Annotated in this window: 22 protein-coding genes; 15 read left to right on the forward strand and 7 right to left on the reverse strand. The window is 67.3% G+C overall.

Going from position 1 to position 20,189, the window contains the following annotated elements; all coding sequences use genetic code 11:
* The first annotated feature begins 83 nt into the window (after positions 1-83).
* From Q0964_RS05240 to Q0964_RS05275, 8 genes are all read left to right on the forward strand, one after another.
* Entirely contained in the window at positions 84-1,898 is a 1,815-nt protein-coding gene (locus Q0964_RS05240) for a DUF7408 domain-containing protein (protein ID WP_299264348.1), read from the forward strand.
* Positions 1,898-4,228 carry a vWA domain-containing protein gene (locus Q0964_RS05245; RefSeq protein WP_299264351.1) on the forward strand — a complete coding sequence of 777 codons (2,331 nt, stop codon included), beginning with the start codon at positions 1,898-1,900 and terminating at the stop codon, positions 4,226-4,228. Before Q0964_RS05240 ends, Q0964_RS05245 begins: the two co-directional genes overlap by 1 nt.
* Positions 4,225-4,836 (forward strand): hypothetical protein, encoded by a 612-nt coding sequence (locus Q0964_RS05250; RefSeq protein WP_299264353.1) that lies wholly within the window; start codon positions 4,225-4,227, stop codon positions 4,834-4,836. The genes Q0964_RS05245 and Q0964_RS05250 overlap by 4 nt, the downstream gene beginning before the upstream one ends.
* Position 4,837: 1 nt before the next feature.
* Positions 4,838-5,680: a DUF7502 family protein gene (locus tag Q0964_RS05255; protein WP_299264356.1), complete on the forward strand. Its 843-nt coding sequence runs from the start codon at positions 4,838-4,840 to the stop codon at positions 5,678-5,680.
* Positions 5,673-6,626: an AAA family ATPase gene (locus Q0964_RS05260; RefSeq protein WP_299264359.1), complete on the forward strand. Its 954-nt coding sequence runs from the start codon at positions 5,673-5,675 to the stop codon at positions 6,624-6,626. The genes Q0964_RS05255 and Q0964_RS05260 overlap by 8 nt, the downstream gene beginning before the upstream one ends.
* A complete protein-coding gene (locus Q0964_RS05265; RefSeq protein ID WP_299264362.1) occupies positions 6,623-7,495 on the forward strand; it encodes a DUF58 domain-containing protein in 873 nt (290 codons plus the stop codon). Before Q0964_RS05260 ends, Q0964_RS05265 begins: the two co-directional genes overlap by 4 nt.
* A 422-nt stretch (positions 7,496-7,917) precedes the next feature.
* Positions 7,918-8,307: a CBS domain-containing protein gene (locus Q0964_RS05270; RefSeq protein ID WP_299264365.1), complete on the forward strand. Its 390-nt coding sequence runs from the start codon at positions 7,918-7,920 to the stop codon at positions 8,305-8,307.
* Positions 8,308-8,351: 44 nt separating this feature from the next.
* Positions 8,352-8,552 (forward strand): hypothetical protein, encoded by a 201-nt coding sequence (locus tag Q0964_RS05275; protein ID WP_299264368.1) that lies wholly within the window; start codon positions 8,352-8,354, stop codon positions 8,550-8,552.
* 87 nt (positions 8,553-8,639) lie between these two features.
* Here Q0964_RS05275 and Q0964_RS05280 read toward each other — a convergent pair whose 3' ends face one another.
* Positions 8,640-8,981, reverse strand: a complete 342-nt coding sequence (locus tag Q0964_RS05280; RefSeq protein WP_299264371.1) for a diacylglycerol kinase family protein — start codon at positions 8,979-8,981, stop codon at positions 8,640-8,642.
* Between the two features lie 135 nt (positions 8,982-9,116).
* Here Q0964_RS05280 and Q0964_RS05285 point away from each other — a divergent pair, with 135 nt between their 5' ends.
* The 3 genes from Q0964_RS05285 to Q0964_RS05295 all read left to right on the forward strand — a co-directional run bounded on the left by Q0964_RS05285 (position 9,117) and on the right by Q0964_RS05295 (position 11,518).
* Positions 9,117-10,121 carry an alcohol dehydrogenase catalytic domain-containing protein gene (locus Q0964_RS05285; protein WP_349254433.1) on the forward strand — a complete coding sequence of 335 codons (1,005 nt, stop codon included), beginning with the start codon at positions 9,117-9,119 and terminating at the stop codon, positions 10,119-10,121.
* A gap of 62 nt (positions 10,122-10,183) precedes the next feature.
* A complete protein-coding gene (locus tag Q0964_RS05290; protein ID WP_299264376.1) occupies positions 10,184-10,561 on the forward strand; it encodes a hypothetical protein in 378 nt (125 codons plus the stop codon).
* A gap of 54 nt (positions 10,562-10,615) precedes the next feature.
* Positions 10,616-11,518 carry an SDR family NAD(P)-dependent oxidoreductase gene (locus Q0964_RS05295; protein ID WP_299264378.1) on the forward strand — a complete coding sequence of 301 codons (903 nt, stop codon included), beginning with the start codon at positions 10,616-10,618 and terminating at the stop codon, positions 11,516-11,518.
* Positions 11,519-11,534: 16 nt separating this feature from the next.
* Here the strand turns inward: Q0964_RS05295 and Q0964_RS05300 are convergent, their stop codons facing one another.
* From Q0964_RS05300 to Q0964_RS05315, 4 genes are all read right to left on the reverse strand, one after another.
* On the reverse strand, positions 11,535-11,873 hold the full coding sequence (locus Q0964_RS05300) for a hypothetical protein (RefSeq protein WP_299264381.1): 339 nt from the start codon (positions 11,871-11,873) through the stop codon (positions 11,535-11,537).
* A 248-nt stretch (positions 11,874-12,121) separates the two neighbouring features.
* Positions 12,122-12,859 carry an SDR family NAD(P)-dependent oxidoreductase gene (locus Q0964_RS05305; protein WP_299264383.1) on the reverse strand — a complete coding sequence of 246 codons (738 nt, stop codon included), beginning with the start codon at positions 12,857-12,859 and terminating at the stop codon, positions 12,122-12,124.
* A gap of 72 nt (positions 12,860-12,931) precedes the next feature.
* The gene (locus tag Q0964_RS05310) at positions 12,932-14,272 is read right to left on the reverse strand and encodes a cytochrome P450 (RefSeq protein WP_299264386.1); all 1,341 of its coding nucleotides are present in this window, start codon (positions 14,270-14,272) and stop codon (positions 12,932-12,934) included.
* A gap of 66 nt (positions 14,273-14,338) precedes the next feature.
* On the reverse strand, positions 14,339-14,671 hold the full coding sequence (locus Q0964_RS05315; protein ID WP_299264388.1) for a hypothetical protein: 333 nt from the start codon (positions 14,669-14,671) through the stop codon (positions 14,339-14,341).
* 117 nt (positions 14,672-14,788) lie between these two features.
* Between Q0964_RS05315 and Q0964_RS05320 the strand changes: the two genes are divergently transcribed.
* Together Q0964_RS05320 and Q0964_RS05325 are read left to right on the forward strand one after the other, a co-directional pair.
* Positions 14,789-15,166: a hypothetical protein gene (locus tag Q0964_RS05320; protein ID WP_299264390.1), complete on the forward strand. Its 378-nt coding sequence runs from the start codon at positions 14,789-14,791 to the stop codon at positions 15,164-15,166.
* Positions 15,167-15,227: 61 nt separating this feature from the next.
* Entirely contained in the window at positions 15,228-17,045 is a 1,818-nt protein-coding gene (locus Q0964_RS05325; protein WP_414652131.1) for an L-aspartate oxidase, read from the forward strand.
* Positions 17,046-17,426: 381 nt separating this feature from the next.
* On the opposite strand, the gene Q0964_RS05330 is transcribed toward Q0964_RS05325, so the two are convergent.
* Complete coding sequence (locus Q0964_RS05330; RefSeq protein WP_299264396.1) at positions 17,427-17,582, reverse strand: hypothetical protein; 156 nt, start codon at positions 17,580-17,582, stop codon at positions 17,427-17,429.
* A 234-nt stretch (positions 17,583-17,816) separates the two neighbouring features.
* Here Q0964_RS05330 and Q0964_RS05335 point away from each other — a divergent pair, with 234 nt between their 5' ends.
* Positions 17,817-18,194, forward strand: a complete 378-nt coding sequence (locus Q0964_RS05335; protein ID WP_299264398.1) for a CBS domain-containing protein — start codon at positions 17,817-17,819, stop codon at positions 18,192-18,194.
* A 187-nt stretch (positions 18,195-18,381) separates the two neighbouring features.
* On the opposite strand, the gene Q0964_RS05340 is transcribed toward Q0964_RS05335, so the two are convergent.
* Positions 18,382-18,717, reverse strand: coding sequence for a hypothetical protein (locus Q0964_RS05340; protein WP_299264402.1), 336 nt, complete (start codon positions 18,715-18,717; stop codon positions 18,382-18,384).
* Positions 18,718-18,799: 82 nt separating this feature from the next.
* Between Q0964_RS05340 and Q0964_RS05345 the strand changes: the two genes are divergently transcribed.
* Positions 18,800-19,765, forward strand: coding sequence for an ArsA family ATPase (locus tag Q0964_RS05345; RefSeq protein WP_299264405.1), 966 nt, complete (start codon positions 18,800-18,802; stop codon positions 19,763-19,765).
* Positions 19,766-20,189 lie beyond the last annotated feature (424 nt).

The following is a 20,189-nucleotide window of genomic DNA, read 5'->3' on the forward strand; positions in this document are numbered from 1 at the left end:
GCAGGGGTTCCGGTCGCATTTTCCACGGGGCTTATACTACCCGTCCTACAATGAGAGGGTGACTGCAGTGGTTCCTCCAACATATGGCGCTCGGTGACGTCTTCGCCACCCCGCTCGGTCTGGCCGCGCTCGCCGCCCTCGTCCCGCTGTTCGTGCTGTACCTGATCCAGCCCGATCCGCGGGAACTCCCCCTGCCGACGGTCGAGTTTCTCCAGTCCGACCCGGACGAAGGCGGCTCGAACCCGGTGCTCGAGCGACTACGCCGCAACCTTCTGCTCCTCTTACAGGTGCTCGCGATCGTCCTGCTCGCGGTCGGGCTGGCCGCCCCATACGTGACGACGACCCGTGAGGTCAGCGCGCAGCCGACCGTGTTGGTCGTCGACGCCTCCGCCAGTATGGCAACCGAGACCGGCGACGGATCGCGCTTTACCGAAGCCGTCGCGGCCGCGAAGGCGGCCGTCGGGACACCGACGACGGTCGTCGTCGCCGGCGGGTCCGTCCGGACGCCGGTCACCGGGGCCGATCCGGCGGACGCGCGGACGGCACTCGACGGACTCCGTGTCACGCACGCACCGGGTGACCTCCGTGGAGCAATTGAGCGCGCCCGGGAACTCGCCGGTTCGGAGAGTCGCGTCCTCGTGTTCAGCGACTTCGCGCGCGCGCCTGGACGGAACGACGCGGGCTGGAAACAGGCAGCCGAGACGGTACGAGCGAGCGGCGCGACGCTTACGCTCGAACAGTTCGACGCGGGCCAGGCCAGGAACGTCGGCATCGTCGATCGGTCCTTCGACAGCCGGCGGGTCGTCCTGCGCGTCGCCAACACGGGCGCGACGGCGGTCGAGCGGACCCTGACGTTCGCCGGCCGGTCTCGGTCGGTGTCGCTCCAGCCGGGCGACCGGCGCTCGGTCGTCTTCCCGCTGCCCGCCACGTCGTCGACCGCCCGACTGGAGGGTAGCGACGCGCTCCAAGTCGACGACCGCGTGCCCGTCGTCGTTCCCGATAACCGGGCCGAAGACACCCTGCTGTTGACTAACGGGGACAACCGGAACCTCCAGACGGCACTGGAGGTCGTCCCGACGATCAACGTGACCGTCAAGCGGCCGCCGGTCTCGACGACCGGCGACTACGACGCCGTAGTGTTCGCCGACGTGATCTCCGGTCGGGTGCTGGGCTCGACCGTCGAGACCGCCCGGGAGACGGTCAGCGACGGCGGCGGCGCTCTGATCCAGGCCCAGCGCAACGTCGGGGCGGTCGGCTACGACGACCTCCTTCCGGTGACGCCGGGCGGGGTCGAACAGTCCGGCGGCGTCGGCAACGTCACCACCCATCCGGTGACCAGCGGCTTCGAGTTCCCGGCTCCCGACCACCACCTCGAAGCCACGGCGACGGGGGCCGCGCTGGTGACACTCTCGGACGGGTCGCCGCTGTTGGCCACCGGTGGGCGGGCGAACGGCCGGACGCTGTACTACGGCTATCTGCCGAACCAGACCGCCTTCCGCTTCGACTATCGCTACCCGGTGTTCTGGAAGCGGGCGATTCACTGGCTGGCCGGCCGGCCCTCGTTGTCGGCTCTGAACAGACAGACGGGAACGACGTTCCAGTTAGCCAACGAGACGACCGTCGAGACGCCGACCGGGCAGCGGACGGCCGCGGGAGTCCGACTGGACCGTGTTGGAACGTACCGGACGGCGGACCAGCGGGCCGGCGCTGGGCTGCTCTCCCCGACCGAATCGAACGTGAGCGCCCCCGAAATCAACGCGGGCGGCGGCAGGGCGAGCAGTGGCGGCTCCGCGACGGGCGAACAGGTACGGCAGGACCTCACGCCGCTGGTTCTGCTCGGACTACTCGTTTTGCTCGGAGCCGAGCTAACTTATCTCCGCAGGCGGGGTGACATCTGATGCCAGTCGAGACGACGCTCGCGGGACTCCGAATGGGGCTCCAGCGACCGCTCGTGCTGGTCGCTTTGCCGGTCGCGGTCGTGTTGCTCGGCATCGCGTTCCGCCGGCGCGAGCGGGCAGTGTTCACGGGTCGGTCGCGGGCGCTGTTTCTGGCCTCGCGACTCCTGCTCGTGACGCTGCTGGTTCTCGCGGCCGCTGGCCCCTACACGCTGGCAACGACGGGTTCGGCGGGCCAGCCGACGGTGACGATGCTCGTAGACCGCTCGGCGAGCATGGCAACGACCGACGCCGCGGCCAGTGAACTCGCGACCGCCGTCGAGGACGAAGGCGTCACGGTCAGAACTCGGGCCGTGGGCAGTGAGACCGGGTCGCCGGTCGGCGACGCCGTGACGAGCGCGCTCGCTCCGAACGGGAGCGTCCTGCTCGTCTCGGACGGGCGCGTGACCGGCGGGCGCTCGCTGGACGCGGCCGCGGGTGTCGCCGAACGGGTCAACGCCTCCGTCCACGCCGTCACGCTCGACTCGAACCGGACAGAGATGGCCGTCACCGTCAGCGGGCCGGCCAAAACCAGCACCGGCGTCGCGAACCAGTTCCGCGTGACCGTCGACGGCACCGCCCTCGGCGGCGCTGCGGCGAGGCTCTCAGTCAGCGTCGACGGCCAGCAGGTCCGTGCGGAGACCGTCGAGGGGAGCGGCGGCCTCACGTTCACCTACAATTTCAGTTCGACCGGGAGCCATCGGGTGACTGCCCGGATCGAGAGCGACGACGTGTACGACCGCAACGACGTGTTCCGCAAGACCGTGCGGGTCGTCCGGCCGCCGAAGGTCCTCTACGTCTCCCGTGGCGACTACGCCTTCGAGGAGTTCCTCGGGGACATCTACGACGTGGAGACGGCCGAGTCGATCCCGTCGAACCTCTCTCAGTACTACGCCGTCGTCGTCCAGAACGTGGCCGCGAACGACCTGGGCAACGTGAGTGCGCTCCAGCGAGCCGTAATCGACGGCACGGGGCTCGTCACCGTCGGCGGGCCGAACGCCTTCGACAGCGGGAACTACCGCGAGTCGCTGTTGACCGACCTCCTGCCGGTCACCATCGGGGAGGGCGGTGAGACCTCGCAGGTGGTCGTCGCGGTCGACATCTCGGGCAGCACGAGCGGGTCGATGTCGGCCCAGCAGGCGCTCGCCCTGGACGTACTGAACCAGTTGGGCGACGAGAACCGGGTCGGTGTCGTCGCGTTCAACAGCCAGGTGTTCCGGGTCGCCGGGCTCACCGGGCTGGGGAGTTCCAGAACCTTCCTCGAAGACCGGATCCGCCGCCTGGATAGTACGGGGAGTACGGACGTAAGCGCCGGCATCGAGGGGGCGTCACAGATGCTCGGGTCGAGCGGGACGGTCATCGTACTGACCGACGGGCGCTCACAGTTCGGGAACGCCCCGGACGCGGCGGCACGGGCTAGCGAGCGCGGCATCGAGGTGATCCCGGTCGGCGTCGGCAGTGAAGTCGCCGTCGACCGCCTCCAGCAGGTGGCGACGGCCGGCGACGGCGTCTTCCTCCGGGCCGGCGAGTCCAGCAAGCTCCGAGTCGAGTTCGGCGGCGAGACCCGCGAGTTCCAGGGCAGTGGGCTCACCGTCATCGACCGCACGCATTTCATCACGAACGGAGTCGAGTTCACCGCCCGGCCGGGCCGGACGCACTCGGTCGCCGCGGCCAGAGGGGCGGACCTGCTGGTCGCCGGATCGGACGGTGCGCCGGCGATTACGGCCTGGCGGTACGGGCTGGGGCGCACCGTCGCGATCACCGCATACGGCGAAAACGGCGGGCTGGGCGGCCTGTTGTCGGCCCCGGACTCGCTGGGCATCACCAAGTCCGTCAACTGGGCCATCGGCGACCCTGAACGGCTGGCAACCGGTCTCACGTCGATCTCGGACGGCCGCGTGGGGAGTCCCCTGACGGCCACCTACGAAGGGTCGGACCGGCCGTCGGCCGGCGGCTACCGGTTCACCCAGGTCGACACCGAGCAGTACGAGGCGACGTTCGTGCCAGCGTCGGCGGGCTACCAATCGCTGCTTTCAGCAGCGTACGCCGTGAACTACCCACAGGAGTACGCAGCGTTCGGCCAGTCCCGGGCCGTCGAGACCGCCGTCGAACGCACCGGCGGGCGGCTGTTCGAGGCGAATCAGGCGACAGCCATCGCGGACCGGGTCCGGCAGGCGGCCCGGACCGTCGAGACGGTCACCAGAGAGTGGACGTGGCTCGTGCTCGCCGTCGCCCTGCTCGTCTACCTCGCCGAGGTCGGCACGCGGCGGCTCGTTCGCATCAGACAACCATGATCGGAACCAGGCTCAACATCGTCCTGCTCGCCGTGGTCGGACTGACAGTCCTCGGCACCGCAGGCGTCACCGTCTACTACGAGTACAGCGCCGGGGACGTGACCGACCGCGCGGAACGGCTCGCCCAGCAGAAAGCGGCCACCGAGGCGGAACTCGCGACCGTCCAGGACGAACTCAACCGGACGCGAGAACAACTCGTCAACATCAACGAGAGCCTCGAAACTCGCCGGACGGACCTGCAGGAGCTCACCACACAGCTCGAAGCGGCCGAGCGCAACCTCTCGGACGCCCGGGACCGAGTCGACCAGCTCGAAGACGAGAGACAGCAGCTTCAGCGCGAGATCGACGACCTCCTGAACGAGCGGGCGGACCTGCGGGAGGAGGTGGCCGAACTCGAACTGCGACGCGACGAGCTAATCGACGAAAACACCGATCTCCAGAACCGCAACGCGAACCTCCAGGACCTGACCGACGAGCTGAACAGCACCATCGAGGACAAAGACGAGACGATCGACGACCTGGAGTCGGACAAGACAGCCCTCCAGAACGATCTGGACGACCTCTGTAACAAGATCGACAACAGTTCACAGTACCCGGAGTGTACCTGAGATGAGCGAAGAACACGACACGACCGAGACGGGCGAGGGGCGGACCGGCATCGAACGGGCGGTGCGGGCGATCAGACGCGAGGGGTACAAGATGGCCGCGCTTCACGCCATCGTCGACGCCGTGGCCGTCTTCCTCGTGGTGAACCTGGTGACCCGGGTCCTCGCAGTCCAGTTGCCGGCAGTCGGCCCGGCCCGCGGGGGCACCATCGCGGCGGCCGGCGTCGGCCTGCTCGCGGCCAGCGTCGAGTTTGGCCTCCGGGTCCGCTACTACACGGTCGAACGGTTCGAGGCGGCCAACCCGGTCGTCGCCGACGCGCTCCGGACCGCCCGCGACGCCGCGGCCGACGAGGCGGAGTCGCCGATGGCCCGGCGGCTCTACCGGGACGTCGTCGACCGGCTCGACCGGACGAGCGCCGGCGGCTTCCTGCACACGCGCTGGCTCTCGGTCAGCACCGTCGTAATCGTGGTGGCGAGCGTGTTGACGGTCCAGGCAGCCGTCGCGGGCGTCACGTTCGCGCCGACGACCAACACGACTGACGACCGGCGCGGTTCGGGGTCGGTCGGTGGGACGGAAAACGGCGTGTCCGAACTGCAGGACCCCGACGACGTCCTCGGCGAGCGCAAGGAGGCCACCGGTGGCGGGGAGGAACTGTCGGTGAACTTCTCACAGAGCGGCGGCGGCGGCGCGGGCGAACAGGTCGACAGCTACGAGGACAGTGGATTGTCGTCCGGTGGCGACACCGTGGCTGCCAGACAGGCCGGCTTCGCCGCCGAGCGCAACCTCAACGACGCGGACCTTGTCCGCGAGTACAACCTGCGCATCCAGGGTGAGACCGATGACTGACGATACACTCGACGACGACGAGGTGGACAGGCTTCAGGAACGACTCGCCGCGGTGCGGTCCGAGGTACGAAAGCGCCTCGTCGGCCAGGAGGCGGTGTTAGACCAGGTACTCGCCTGCCTGCTGGCCGACGGGAACGCGTTGCTCGAGAGTACGCCCGGGTTGGGCAAGACGATGCTCGTCCGGACCATCGCGGCGGTCACCGATTGCTCGTTCTCCCGGGTTCAGAACACGCCGGACCTGATGCCCTCCGACATCACGGGCACCGAGATCATCCGGGAGACCCGCGATGGCCGGGAGTTCGTCTTCGAGCCTGGCCCGATCTTCGCGAACGTCGTACTGGCCGATGAGATCAACCGTGCGACGCCAAAGACCCAGGCCGCACTGCTGGAGGCGATGCAGGAGCGACAGGTCACCGCAGGGGGGGAGACCCGGACCCTTCCCGACCCGTTTTTTCTGCTGGCGACACAGAATCCGGTTGAGCAGGAGGGGGTGTACCCGCTCCCAGAGGCCCAGAAAGACCGCTTTCTGGCGAAGGTGCTCGTGGACTACCCGGACGTCGGCGCTGAACGTGAAATCGTCGACCGGTACACCGGCCGTGCGGACGAGTCGATTCCGGTCGAACAACAGTTGACCGGCGAGGAACTCCTGCGAATCCAGTCGCTCGTCCGGCAGGTTCCGATCGCCGAGGACATCCGTGATCGCGTGGTCGAGCTGGTTCGGGCGACTCGGACGGCCGACCAGTTGGAGTACGGGGCGAGTCCGCGGGCCAGTATGGGGCTGGTGGTGCTGGCGAAGGCCCGCGCGTTCATGACCGGCCGCGCCCACGTCAGCGGCGAGGACGTAGAGGCGATGGCCAGGCCGGTCCTCAGGCACCGGGTCGTCGTGGACTTCCGGGCCGAGCGGGACGGCGTGACGGCCGACGACGTGATCGGAGACCTGCTGTGATCGACCCGACTTTCCTCGACGAGCTGGCGCGGTTCGACCCCTCCGTCCAGCGACGTGTCGACGCCGTTCAGCAGGGCGAACAGCGCTCGACGGAGGTCGGGGAGGGACTGACCTTCAGCGACCACCGCAAGTACACGCCCGGCGACGACACCAGACTAGTCGACTGGCGCGTGTACGCCCGCACCGAGGAACTGTACATCAAGCAGTACGAGGCCGAGCGCAACCTCACCGTCCACGTCCTCGTCGACGCCAGCAGGTCGATGGACTTCGGCGGTGACCGGGAGGCACGGGCGACCCCGAACAAGTTCGAGTACGCCGCCAAACTGGGACTGGGCTTCGCGGCGCTCGCTGCCGCCGAGCAGAACGACTTTCGGGTCTCCCTACTCGGAGAGACCTTCGAGCGAATCGACCGCGGCCGCTCGACGCAGGGCGAAGTACTGCGGTTGATCGAACAGCTGAACAAGACCGAACCGTCGGGCGAGACGGACTTTCGGACCGCCTGTGCGGACTACGCCGCAACCATCGACTCGAAGTCGCTCGTCCTCGTGGCGAGTGACTTCCTCGACGACACCGCCGAGATAGAGGCGGGGCTGGCTGCTCTCCAGCGCAACGACTGCACACTCGCACACGTTCTCTCGCCGGACGAGCGGGACCCGCCGGCGCAGGGTGACACGATTTTCCGCGACCCGGAGGCCGACAGGAGACTACGGACCTACTTCGGGGCAAACGTCGAGCGTCGCTACCGCGACCGGCTCCAGGAGCATCTCGACGAGGTCGAGGCGGTCGGGGACCGTGTCGGCGCACGCCACGTCGCGGTCGACACCGGCGAGGATTTTTTCGACACGTTCGGCGAGGTCTGGGTGGAGTGAGCGGCGAGCCGACCCCGCTCCAGGACCGACCAGCGCGACACGACGTGTCTAAAGGCTAATTTCATGACACTGACTGCGAGTAGTTCTGTGCATGGACAGAGCCGTGGACAGCAACGGGTGTTCAGGTCACACGGGTCATAGCCCGAAGGAGACGAAACCGGACGGCACAACAACGCGGACCGCGGACGGGCCGGCGGCGGGGTGGTGGGCTGATGCACGCGCTGCTCGTCGCGGTTCTCACGTCACCGACAGAACGAACGCCGGGTCGGGCTCGACGGGCAGGACCCCGATTCCGGGCGGTTCTCGCTCGTGATGTAACACGCCGCCGGGTTCGACGGCGACTACGGCCGCGTGGCGGGGCTGTTCGTGGACGAACTCGCCGAGAAACGAACGGTTTTGTTCGCCGAGACGGTGCAGTGCGTATGAGCGAGACTGCAGTCAGTGAGATCATGACGACGCCAGTACTGACCGTCGCCCCGGACGAGATGGTATCAGACACCGCGTGGGCGATGCGCGACACGGATATCAAGTCCGTCGCCGTCATCGACGCGGACTGTGACCCGGTGGGCATCCTCACCTCGACCGACTTCGTCCAGCTGGCCGCCGACGGCGTGGACCCGTCCGAAGCCACTGTCGAACAGTACATGACTGACACCGTCGAGACGATCACACCGGACGCGACGGTCGCGGAGGCGTCGGCGCACCTTCTCGAAGGCGGGTTCAACCACATCCCAGTCGTCGACGGCGACGTGGTAGGCATGCTGACCACGACAGACATCCTGCGCGACACGGCCGAGACGGCGACCGCTTGAGCGCGGGCCGGGATTTATGAGCGTCCAGCCCGTGAAACAGATGTATGTGCCACGGACTCGCACCAGGGTTCATCCTGCGCGACGAAATCGCCGAAGAGTTGTTGAAAGACGCCCGGGAAGACGCTGAGACTGACGCGGCGAACGAGGAAACGCCCTCGTTCGCGACCGAGGACGAGGCGGCAGGCGACGCCATCACGGGCGCTGCCACGGACCGGTCCGACCGGCCCACTGGCGGCCCGAAGTGAGCAGTACAGGACGTCTCACTGCGGCGAGGGCTCGTAGTCCGGGCCCACTCGTGATTTTAATTCTCGCGGCCGAATCGACGGTACCATTCACTCCCGTGTACTGATCTCACCGCCCCGGCTGAACGTAATCTGGCCGTCGCGGCCGGTCACGATGATCTGTGCGGCCCGAACGTGGGTAATGTCGTTGGTCCCCCGACCGAGGACGCGGTGGCGGACCGCCTCCGACACCAGATCACACGCCAGTATGCGCCCGACGACCGCAGCGTCGAACATCCCGTCCGTCACGTCTGCCCGGCCACCTTCCTCGGCGAACCGGCGTGCGTTGCCCACGAGTTGGCACAGCGCCTCGCGCTTCCAAGGTTCGGTGCCGGTTTCGAGGCACACGTCGAGACCGCCGCCATCGCGGGCCGAGGCGACCGCGACTGGCACTGTCCGTGCCGTGTTCGCCCGCGGCACCGGCGTGGTAACCGACTGTATTCGGGTGGCGTGTCGCGGCTGGCCGCCTGCCCGCGTCGCCGTCTTTTTGCCCGTTCACCGCGATTAGCATCTGTTATGTCCGATACGATGCGTGCCGCGGTGCTTCCGGAAGCGGGCGGCGACTTCGAACTCGTCGACCGCGACGTCCCCGACCCCGACTCCGGCGAGGTCAGGGTCGCCGTCGAGGCCTGTGGGATCTGTCACAGCGACGCCTTCGCCAAAGAGGGAACGTATCCGGGGTTGAGCTACCCCCACGTTCCGGGCCACGAAATCGCCGGCCGCGTCGACGCCATCGGCGAGGCCGTCACCGCCTGGGTCGAGGGCGACCGAGTCGGCGCGGGCTGGCACGGGGGCCACTGCTTCAGTTGCGAGTCCTGCCGGCGCGGGAACTTCCTCCAGTGTGAGAGCCGCGAAATCACCGGCATCACGTTCGACGGCGGCTACGCCGAGTACGTGACCGTCCCGAGCGAGGCCGTCGCGGCGGTCCCCGACGACCTCGATGCAGCCGACGCCGCGCCGTTGCTCTGTGCCGGCGTCACGACCTTCAACGCTCTGCGCAACAGCGACGCCCGCCCGGGCGACCTCGTCGCCGTGCAGGGCGTGGGTGGCCTCGGTCACCTCGGGCTCCAGTACGCTCACGCGGCCGGCTACGAGACCGTCGCGATCTCGCGGAGCCCCGACAAGGAATCTCGCGCGCGCTCGCTTGGCGCGGACCACTTCGTGAACGCCGCCGAGACCGACCCCGCGGAACGGTTACAGGCTCTCGGTGGCGCGCGGGTCGTTCTCGCGACGGCCCCATCGAGTGACGCCATCTCGTCTGTGGTCGACGGTATCGGTACCGACGGGTCGGTCGTCGTCGTCGGCGTCCCCGGTGCGCCGGTCGAAGTGGACGTCAACACGCTCGTCGGGGCCTGCGGCGGCGTCGAAGGGTGGGCCTCCGGTCACGCTCGCGACTCACAGGACACCCTGGAGTTCAGCGCCCTGCGCGACGTGCGCCCCGAGATCGAGACGTATCCGCTCGACGAGGTCGCGGCGGCCTACGAACGTATGATCGAGAACAAGGCACGGTTCCGGGTCGTCCTGGAACCCTGAGCGGCGGTCGGACGCGGTGCCGGAACGGTAACCCTCTTGCACGCCCAGCCAGTAGATAAGTCGTGAGCGAGTACCAGCCCGGTGTGTGCAACATCGGGGCGGCACAGCGCAGGCGGCGGTTCGGCTACGCCACCGCGGCCGCGGCCGTCACTGTCTGGTACGTCGCAATCTGCCTCTCGGGACTGCTTCCCCGCGTGTTGCTCGTCGGCGTGTTCGTCCCGCTAGCGGTCACCTTCGAGTGGGCTCTTCAGGCCGCGAGTGCCTTCTGTATCGGGCTGGCACTGTTCGGCCGGTACGACTTCCGCGGGTCCGGCGGCGAGCACGGCACCGTGCCGGACGGCGTGCGGCGGGACGACCGCGTCCAGGCGGCCAAGATTACCGTGGCAGCGGTCTCGCTCGCAGCCCTGGTGACCGGTATCGTGTATCTCGGGCTGGTGTGAGAGAAGTGACAGGGCGGAGAGCGGTTTTTGCGGCTGGAGACCGAACAGGAGACGATGGCACAGACAGTGCTCGAACGGGCCGGTGTCACCGACCGCGACCTGACAGGATCGACCGCGCTAGTGACTGGATCGACGAGCGGGATCGGTCGGCAGGCGGCGCTTGCACTGGGTTCGCTCGGTGCCGACGTGTTCGTCCACGGGAGAGACGAGGCCGCCGGCCGGTGCGTCGTTGACGACCTCGCTGCCCGCGGCGCTGACGGAACCTTCGTCCGCGCGGACTTCGCAAACGTCGAGGCCGTGCGAGAGTTGGCCGAGACGGTCCGCGAGACGACAGACACCCTCGACGTCCTCGTGAACAACGCCGGCGGGTACTTTCGCAGTGGTGCGACGACCGACCTCGGTGTCGAGTACACGTTCCACGTGAATCACCTCTCGCCGTACCTGCTGACCGCGGAACTGGTCGATCTGGTCCCGGACGGCGGGCGGGTCGTGACGACGGCATCGGCAGCCCACCGCAGCGGAAGTCTCGACCTCGATACCGTCAGCTCTGCCGAGGGATACTCCGCGATGTCGGCATACAGCCGGTCGAAACTGGCGAACGTACTGTTCGCCTTCGAGCTCGACCGCCGTCTCGACCGTCTCGGCCGCGAGGTCACCGCCAACGCCGTCCACCCTGGCGCTATCCCGGGTTCGAACTTCGCTCGCTTCCTCCCTGGTCCGCTTCCCCGGCTGGTCGGACTGCTCGGCAGCCTCCCGTTCGTCACCGACGTCGATGACGGCGCGGCCGCGCTCGTCTACCTCGCCGCCGCCGAACGGACCGCCGACATCTCCGGCCGGTATTTCGACCAGCAGACGCCGTCGACGCCGTCGTCTGCCGCCCGGAATACCGAGTCTCAGCGCCGACTCTGGACCGAGAGCGCGGCCCTGCTCGGTATCGACGACCCACTCCCAGAGTGACCGGCTCTTGACCCACTCACAGCAGGAGCGGGATCCACCCCAGTGGCGCGACGATTCCCAGGAGAGCGATTAGCCACGGGAATAGGACGGTCTCGATGTCGCGGTGTGCGCCGATCGCAAAAAATAATCCGGTGAAGGCGCCGAGCGCGGCGACCTTCGCGGCGAGCCACACCGCTGGGTGAATCGTCAACAGTGTTCGGACCAGCGCGGAATCCTCCTCGACGACGCCGAAGGCAGCGACGCCGGCGAGCGTCAGCGCCGGGTCCCAAACGAGATGTGCGACGAGCATGAGCGCGACGCCCAGACGTCCGAGTCGGACCGTTTGGCTGTCGGGTTGCGGTGAGTCGTCGCCCATCGACCGTGTTACGGTCGCGAGACACTTATCAGGCGCGTGCGGGCGACCATCGAGGCGGTTTCGGCCGGTGTCCGACCCGATTGTTTTTGTGCGCCGGCGTCGAACGCATTGCATGGCGATTATGTTGCGTTGTGAATCGTGTGGTGAGGGGTTCGAGTGTTCCGACGACGAGTTCTACGCCCGCTGTCCCCACTGTGGTACTCGGTTCCAGCCACGCGCCGGAAGCTGTTGAACACGGTGTGACGCGGTCAGCGCTCGGGAAGCCGACCCCCGTCGACGGCGACGTTTTCGCCGCTGATGTAGGCGGCTGCGTCGCTTAGAAAAAAGAGTACCGGCGCGGCCACGTCATCGAAGCTCGCGGCCTGGCCGCGCGGGAACGAGGAGACGTCCGAGACGGTGTTCTCGACCGCGAACGGCGAGACGGCGTTGACCGTGATGCCGTCGTCCTGCGTGTCGCCGGCGAGCATCCTCGTGAACATCAACACGCCGGTCTTGGCCACGAAGTACGGGAAGTTCACCGGGTGGGCGTGCATCCGGTCGCTGTCGGCGAAGCCGACGTTGACGATCCGACCCCACTCCCGGTCGCGCATCCCGTCGAGTGCGCGTCGTGAACAGAGGACAGTCCCGTAGAACGTGCTCTCGACGACGTCGCGCCACGCCGCCCACTCGATGTCCTCCCAGTGGCGGGCGTCGAAGTTACCGACGTTGTTGACCAAGACGTCGACCGCCCCGAGGTCCGCCGTCGCGGTCGCGAACAGGTCGTCCACCTCGTCGGGGTCGGTCACGTCCCCCTGAACCGTCGTCGCGTCGACGCCGTACTCGCGGGCGTCGGCCGCCGTCGTCCGTGCGGCGTCTGCGCTCTCGTTGTAGTGGACCACCACGTCGGCCCCACAGGCCGCGAGCGTCAACAGCAGTTCGCGCCCTACGCGCGTCGCGCTCCCGGTCACCAGTGCCGTCCGTCCGTCGAGGTCGGGTGCCAACTCCATGCCCGCTTCTGGGTCTGGACCGACTTGAATCCAGTCGCGTTCGGGGAGGCGTTCCCCGTGGCCTGCCTCGATTCACTCCGGAACCGGCGTCGGCCGCTCGGTGATCGTCGCGTAGACGGGGTCGGTCGGTCGGAGCGTCACGCTCGGTTGCAGGTCCAGTTCGTCCGCGTCGACGGTCACGTCGTACTGCTGGAGAACGTGTGCGAGTGTGAACTGGGCCTCGGTGAGCGCGATCTGCTGGCCGATACAGATCCGTGGGCCGCTGCCGAACGGGAAGTACGCGTCCTCGCTGCGTGAGACCTCGCCGTCCCATCGGTCCGGACGGAACGAGAGTGGGTCGGACCAGATCCGGCTGTCGCGGTGGTGAGAGTACGTCGGCATGAACAGCAGGTCCTCCGCGTCCAACTCCGTGCCGGCGAGAGTAGTCGGCTGGCGCACCTCGCGCGTCACGTTCCACACCGCGGGGGTGAGTCGGAGTGTCTCCCGGACCACCCGTTCGGTGTACGTCAGCTCTGAGAGGTCCTCCCACGCCGGTTCGGTGCCGTCGAGAACCGCCGCGGCTTCCGCTGCGACCCGCTCGCGCATCTCCGGGTGGTTCGAGAGCCAGTAGAACGCGTAGGTGATGGTGAGTGCCGTGGTCTCCTGTCCACCGGTGAGAAAGAGGACCGCCTCGTCGACGAGTTCGTTCTCCGAGAGTTCCACCTCGGGGTCGTCCTGGGCGTCCATGAGGGCGGTAATCATGTCCGCCGGCGGGTTGGCCTGCTCGCGGTGCCACTCGACGAACTCCGAGGCGACGCCGTCGATGACGGCGTCTGCCTCCTGGAAGGTCTCCGACGGGCCCGGCTGTAACGATTCCGGCAGCAACACGTCCGTCACGCTGGGCTCGACCTCGTCGCTCAGCTGTCCCAGCGCCTCGTGGACGGCACGGGCCTGCGCCGGCTCGGTGTCACGGCTGAACAGCGACCGCGTGATTACCCGCATCGTCACCGTCGAGAGTTCCTCGTGGAGGTCGAGACGACCCTCTGCGGGCCAGTCACCGACCGTCTCCGACAGCGTGTCGGCCGTGATGTCTGCATACTCGGACAGTTTTCCGCCGACGAACTCCGGCTGGAGGACGGATCGCTGTTGCTCCCAGAGTACCCCGTCGCTGGAGAGTAACCCCTGCCGGCGCTGTTCCTCTGGGCCCAGCGCCGGTCGCGCGAACCGGTCCCGGTCGCCGAGGACGTCGTGAACCAGTTCCGCGTCGAGGACGACGACGAACGACTGTCCCACCGGCGGGTCGAGTCGTACCAGTGGGTACCGGCCCCCGTAGGCCTCTTGGAGCCCGACAAAAAACCGAAGCGGGTCGTCGGTCAGCTTCGGTACGTTTCCGACTACCGGTGGTCCCGGTGGGGTATGTACCCTCTCGGACATACGCATACCAGGAGCGAGACGAACAAATGTCTTCGGTGGGGCGTCACCTACGGGCACCACCGGGAGTCAGGGCAGGCTGAGCCGTCCCTCGTAGTGGTGGCTCCCATCGACGGTTTCGGTGTACCGATACGCGTCGGGCGGCTCGATTCCCCATGCTCGAAAGCTGCTGTCGATGCCGTCGACGACCGTCGTCACGAACGAGCCCTGCTCGCGCAGCGTCGGCGGCCGCTGCGTGTGTTCCATCTCGAACCGGCACCTGGCAGTTCCGTCACCAGCCCTCCGGACGACCAGACGGAGGTCGCTCCGCAACCGCTCGGTGATCGGCGGCGGCGTGCCCACGAGCAGGCCCTCACCGAACTCGTCGATGGCGTCGAGTGTCGCGTCGGGGACGTGGTTCACGGTGGCCAGTACGGGCCGGGAGGACAAAAACTGCCGCGCCGAGTTTGCCCAGCGGTGCCGGCCGGGCAGACGTCCGTCTGACGGGGGACTTAATTTGACAGCGTCAAAGGCTAGTCTGTGTCAGAGACAGCGCCATCACGGTTCCTCGTGGTATCGGCGGCCGTATGTGTGGTCGCGTGTGCAGTCGCGGCCATCGTTCCGCTCGCGACGGGTGCCTCGCGGGCGTTCACCGGAAGCGTCACGTCGAGCGGACTGCTCGGACTGGTGTTCACCGTTCGGAGTGTCCAGTTACTCCGGTCGACCGGCCGGCCGAGTCTGCCGGCGGCAGTCCTGACGACGATCTTCGGTGGCTGGTTTATGCTCGCACCCCTGTTGTACGGGGACACGGGGTTTCTGCCGACCGCAGGGGTCCAACTGGCCGGGACGTTCATTTCGACGTTCGGGTTGTACGTCGTCGTTGCCGGGCTCGCCAGCGAGGCTGGCGGCACACCGTGACTGGTTCACACCCCTGCGTACCGTTGACATGCGCGCGAGCGCACGCGCACGGAGGGTTCAAATGTCTCCAGATTCTAATACAAATGTGAGCAGATCCGATACGACAACCGACGACGAGCCGGTGCCGGCGTACGAGGAGGTCGACGTGTCGGTCCTCGTCGTCGGCGCTGGTGCGGCCGGAGCCCGAGCAGCGATCGAACTCGAGGATCGTGGCGTCGACGACATCCTCGTACTCGGCAAGCGCAACCACGGCGACGCCCACACGACCTGGGCGCGGGGTGGAATCAACGGCGCGCTCGGGACTCACGACCCGGAGGATGACTGGAAGATTCACGCCGCCGACACTCTCAACGAGGGGCACTTCGTCAACGAGCCCGAGAAAGTCGAGACGGTAGCCAAGCAGATGCCCGACCGGCTCCGAGAACTCGACGAGTGGGGGATGGACTACTCCCGGACAGACGACGGCGAGGTCGACCAGCGCTTCTTCGGCGCGCAGTCGTTCCGCCGGACTGCCTTCGCCGGCGACCACACCGGCGAGTCTCTGCTCAACACGCTCGTCGAGCAGGCCCAAGACCGGTCGATTCCGTACCGCGAGAACGTGATGATTACGAAGTTGGTCTCGGACGGGGAGAGCCTTCACGGGGCCATCGGGTACGACATGGACACGGGCGAGTTCGTCCTGTTCAATACCGGAAACGTCGTGCTCGCGGCCGGTGGCTACGCGGCGATCTACGGCCGTCACACCTCCCGCGACGACGAGAACAACGGTGACGGGCCGGCCCTGGCCGCCGACGCCGGTGCGGCGCTGATGGACATGGAGTTCGTCCAGTTCCACCCGACCGGCATGGCCGTCGACGAGGACGACCCAGAATGGGAACCCTGGAGTGGCCGTCTCGTCACCGAGGCCGTCCGGGGCGAAGGTGGACGGCTGTTCAATACAGAGGGCGAGCGGTTCATGGAGCGATACTCGCCCGACCAGATGGAACTCGACGCCCGCGACGTGGTCGCGCGGGCAATCGCACAGGAAGTCTCCGAGGGCCGTGGCACCGAGAACGGCGGCGTCTACCTCGACATCAGCCACCGCGACGCCGACTTCATCAAGGAGCGACTCCCCCGGATGTACGAGCGGTTCCAAGACCTCGGCGTTGATATGGCCGAGGAACCGGTCGAGGTCGCGCCGACCTCACACTACGGGATGGGTGGCGTCTCCGTGGACGAGTACGGCGAGACCGACGTCGACGGTCTGTTCGCCATCGGCGAAACCATGGCGGGCGTCCACGGGGCTAACCGCCTCGGTGGCAATTCGCTGGCCGAGACGGTCGCCTACGGCGTCGTGGCCGGCGAACGAATCGCGCCACGGGTCGACGGCCCTGGCGAGGTGCCCGACAGCCTCGTCGAGAGCCTCATCGAGCCCCACTTCCAGGACCTCGCGGCGACGGCCGACAGCGACGGCGAGTACGCCGTCGAGACCGTCTTCGAGGCGGTGCAGGAGTTTACGTGGGAACACGCCGGGTTGCTCCGCGACGAGGAGTCGCTCCAAGACGGACTCGAGACGCTTGACGACGTGCGCGAGATGGCCGCAGACATGGACGTCGGTTCGGTCACGAGCCAGTCCTTCGAGTTCGCGCTCGACGTGGGATTCATGTTGACCAACGCAGAGGCCGTCCTGCGGGGCGCACTCGAACGCGACGAGTCGAGAGGCGCCCACTACCGCACCGACTATCCCGAAACCGACGAGACTTGGCAGCGCAATATCTACTTCGAGCGTGCGGACCTCGGCGGACTGACCACGCACACCGAGTCTGTCGACGAGCCGAGCGAAGCCGTCCAGGTCGCCCTCAACGAGGGCCACGAGCTCGATTACCACCAGCTGGAGTAACGTCGGCCCGGTCGATTCCGCCCGCCATCGCTTCGATCGTGAAGCGACCACATCGTCGTCTCGAGGGTGCGGACGGTCGCGCACTGCGGATGTTCTGTGTCGACTAGACTCACTTACGTCTCCACACCCAGGAACACGAGCGTCGACGTCTGGACCGGAACTGCGTTCCAGTCGGGCGTGCCATCGAACTCGGTCGCGGTGATAGGTTCTGGACCGTCCAGTCGGCGGCGCTCCCGTGTGGCCCCGTGGCGGTCGGCGCGGGACCGTCGCCCTCCCACTCTGCGACGGCTGAGTCGAACGCCACCCTGTCGTCGTGTTCGAGCGCGTGAACCCGGTGTGTTCGGCGTCGTGGCTGACCCACGGCGAAGGGTCCGCGAACTGTCACCACTCACCGTCGTGGTAGACCGGCATATCGTGAATCCAGCCACCCGGGTTCGGCTGTGTCCGCTGGAACCAGAGCCCGTTCCGCTCACCGTCGACGGCTACCTGCGTGTCGAGTCGTTTTGTCTCCTCACCAGAGAGCCAGTCCTCGGTCATCTGTCGGTTTTCGGTCGGCCACCAACGGTCTGAGTCGTGCGTTTTCTTCCGGGGAGGCGGGACACTTCGGTCTGCGTGTGGCTGTCGGTGGGCTACCGCTGGCTCGTCCGCTGTGGGCAGCGTTAGTTATTTGTTCACGTGTTCCTCACTAACATTCGTGATGTACGGGCGTTCGGTTCCGCCTGTGCCCTGCCCATGGACCGAAGCATACTCAATCAACCGGTGTCAGAGGTAATGAGCGCCCCCGTCCGGACGGTCGATTATAAGCTGTCGACGTCGGAGGCCGCGAGAACGCTGTTACGAGACGAAATCGGATCGCTCGTCGTCGAAAACGACGGTATCGAGGGAATCGTCACCAAATCCGACCTGGTGAAGGCAATCGCGGCGGAACGAACCGTCGATGGAGAGACTGTCGGCCAGTTGATGACGGAGACGGTTCTGACGGTCGGACCGGAGGAATCGATAGAAATCGCCTGCGAGCGGATGCGGGCCAACGGCATTAAGAAACTCCCCGTGGTCGAGGACGGCCAGCCCATCGGTATCGTCACGACGACCGACATCACGCACTCGCTCGTGCCGAATCTCAACGATGTGATCAGTTCGTTCCAGTGATCGCTCTTGACGCGGTCAGTCTCGGCAGACGGCGTACAGCGTCCGACCGACACGGCGTATGCGCTGTTCACCGCGAACGCGGGTGAGCGCAGAAAAACGGCGTCGCCCGCAGCCGAGTAACTGACGACTGGGGTCGAAGTGACGACGGAGGCGTCCCTGCCCCGTGTCGGCGAGTGCGTCGCGGACGCTAGCGACACGCCGGCGGCGGATCGCGTCCCCCGGAACGGCCGATCGGCTGGGTCGGGTCGACGGTGTCGATGACCGCCGCAGCGTCACCGCGGATGTGGACGGCGCTGACCGGCCGGTGGGTCGACAGTGTAGCGACTGCCCGAGCGCCGGCGACCAAGGCCCGGAACTCGACGTAGGTACTGGAGACGAACGCCGACAGCGCCCGCGACTCATCGATCAGTGGCTCGCCGGCCTCGGCGACGTATCCGATCGCCGCAGACCGTGGGTCGGCGTTGTCCGGGCCGTAGCCGACGCTCCCGTCAAATCGGAGGACGAGCGAGAGGCTCTCGCTCACGCGAGAGCTCCGTCTGCGTTCGAATGCACGGACGGAACCCGCCGGCCACAGTGTGTGGCGGGCACGTACGCGGTAGCAGCCGATGGGCTGGTGCGAGCGTCGGCACTCACCCGGGTCCGAACTCGACGGGTCGTCCGGATCACAGTTCGTCGCGCCATCGGAGCGAGTTTCGGTTCAGTTCCGTCGCGAGCGACGGACCCTCGTCGTCTCGACGGACCCGGCACACTCGCTGTCGGACTCCGTCGGGACCGAGGTCGGGGACGAGCCGACCGAGATCCGCGAGGGGTTGTTCGGCGTCGAGGTCGACCCCGACGAGGGACTGGAGCGCTATCAGGAGCTGTTCGAGACGATGGAAGACGTCCTCGAGGAGGCCGGCGTCGACTTCGAGAGCAAGGAGGAGGGCATCGGCAACGCGGCCGACCTGTTCAGTTCCGGTATCGTCCCCGGTAGCGACGAACTCGCCGCACTCGACGGACTGGCGAGATACGTCGACACCGACGACTACGACTACGTCGTCTTCGATACCGCACCGACCGGCCACACACTCCGGTTGCTCGATTTGCCCGGCATCATGGCCGACACGCTCTCGACGGCCGCGGAGGTCCACGACCAGGTCCAGCGGAAGGTCAACGTCCAGAAGACACTGATATTGGGCGTGCTGGCGAGCCGCCACACCGACGACCCCAGCGCCATCACCGAGATGCGCGACCGCATGAACCGCGTCGAGTCCGTCCTGCGTGACCCCGACCTGACGACGTTCCGCGTGGTCACCCTTCCAGAGACGATGGCCGTCGGGGAGTCCGTCCGCCTCGTCGCCAAGCTCCGCGGGTTCGATGTGCCCGTTGGCGAACTCCTCGTCAACAAGGTCATCGAGGACCCCGGCGACTGCGAGCGGTGCCAGGCCAACAAGGCCGTCCAGGAGGACGCCATCGAGGACCTCCGCGCACAGCTCCCGGACCTCGACGTCTGGCGCGTCGCCGACCAGCCCGGCGAGGTCACCGGGCTGGAGGCGCTTGAGCGGGTCGCCGCGGACCTCGGCCTGCAGTAGGGCCCTCCCTATCGTCACTCGGGTTCGCTCCCCGGTACGAGTCCACTCGACTCTCCGTTTGTCCCGCACGTCGGACCGGCTAGCGGGTGCCGAGGGCGCCACACTGCTCACAACTGCTCGAACTGAACCATACGGGGTTCGGGCGGGTCGAGTGTCGCACCCGCTCCCGTGTCCTGCAGGAGTCCCCGTGTGGTGGTCGGTGGCTCGAAGGCACGGTTTCGGATCGCTCGCAGACGTCGGGAGTGACGGTCCACAGCGACGACCGCACGGCAGGTGCGAGCCCGGAGCCGACCGCTCGGGGCCCCACCCGAGTGAGGGCGATCCGTCGGTCCGAGCAGTGCCACCTCTCCGAGGTCCGTCGGCTGTGTACTTGCTGCACACACTCGCCGAGGGTTCAATATGGACGACCCAAAGTCTCGCTCAG

Origin of the sequence: Halorientalis sp. (assembly GCF_028275115.1) — an archaeon.
Classification (GTDB): Archaea; Halobacteriota; Halobacteria; order Halobacteriales; family Haloarculaceae; genus Halorientalis.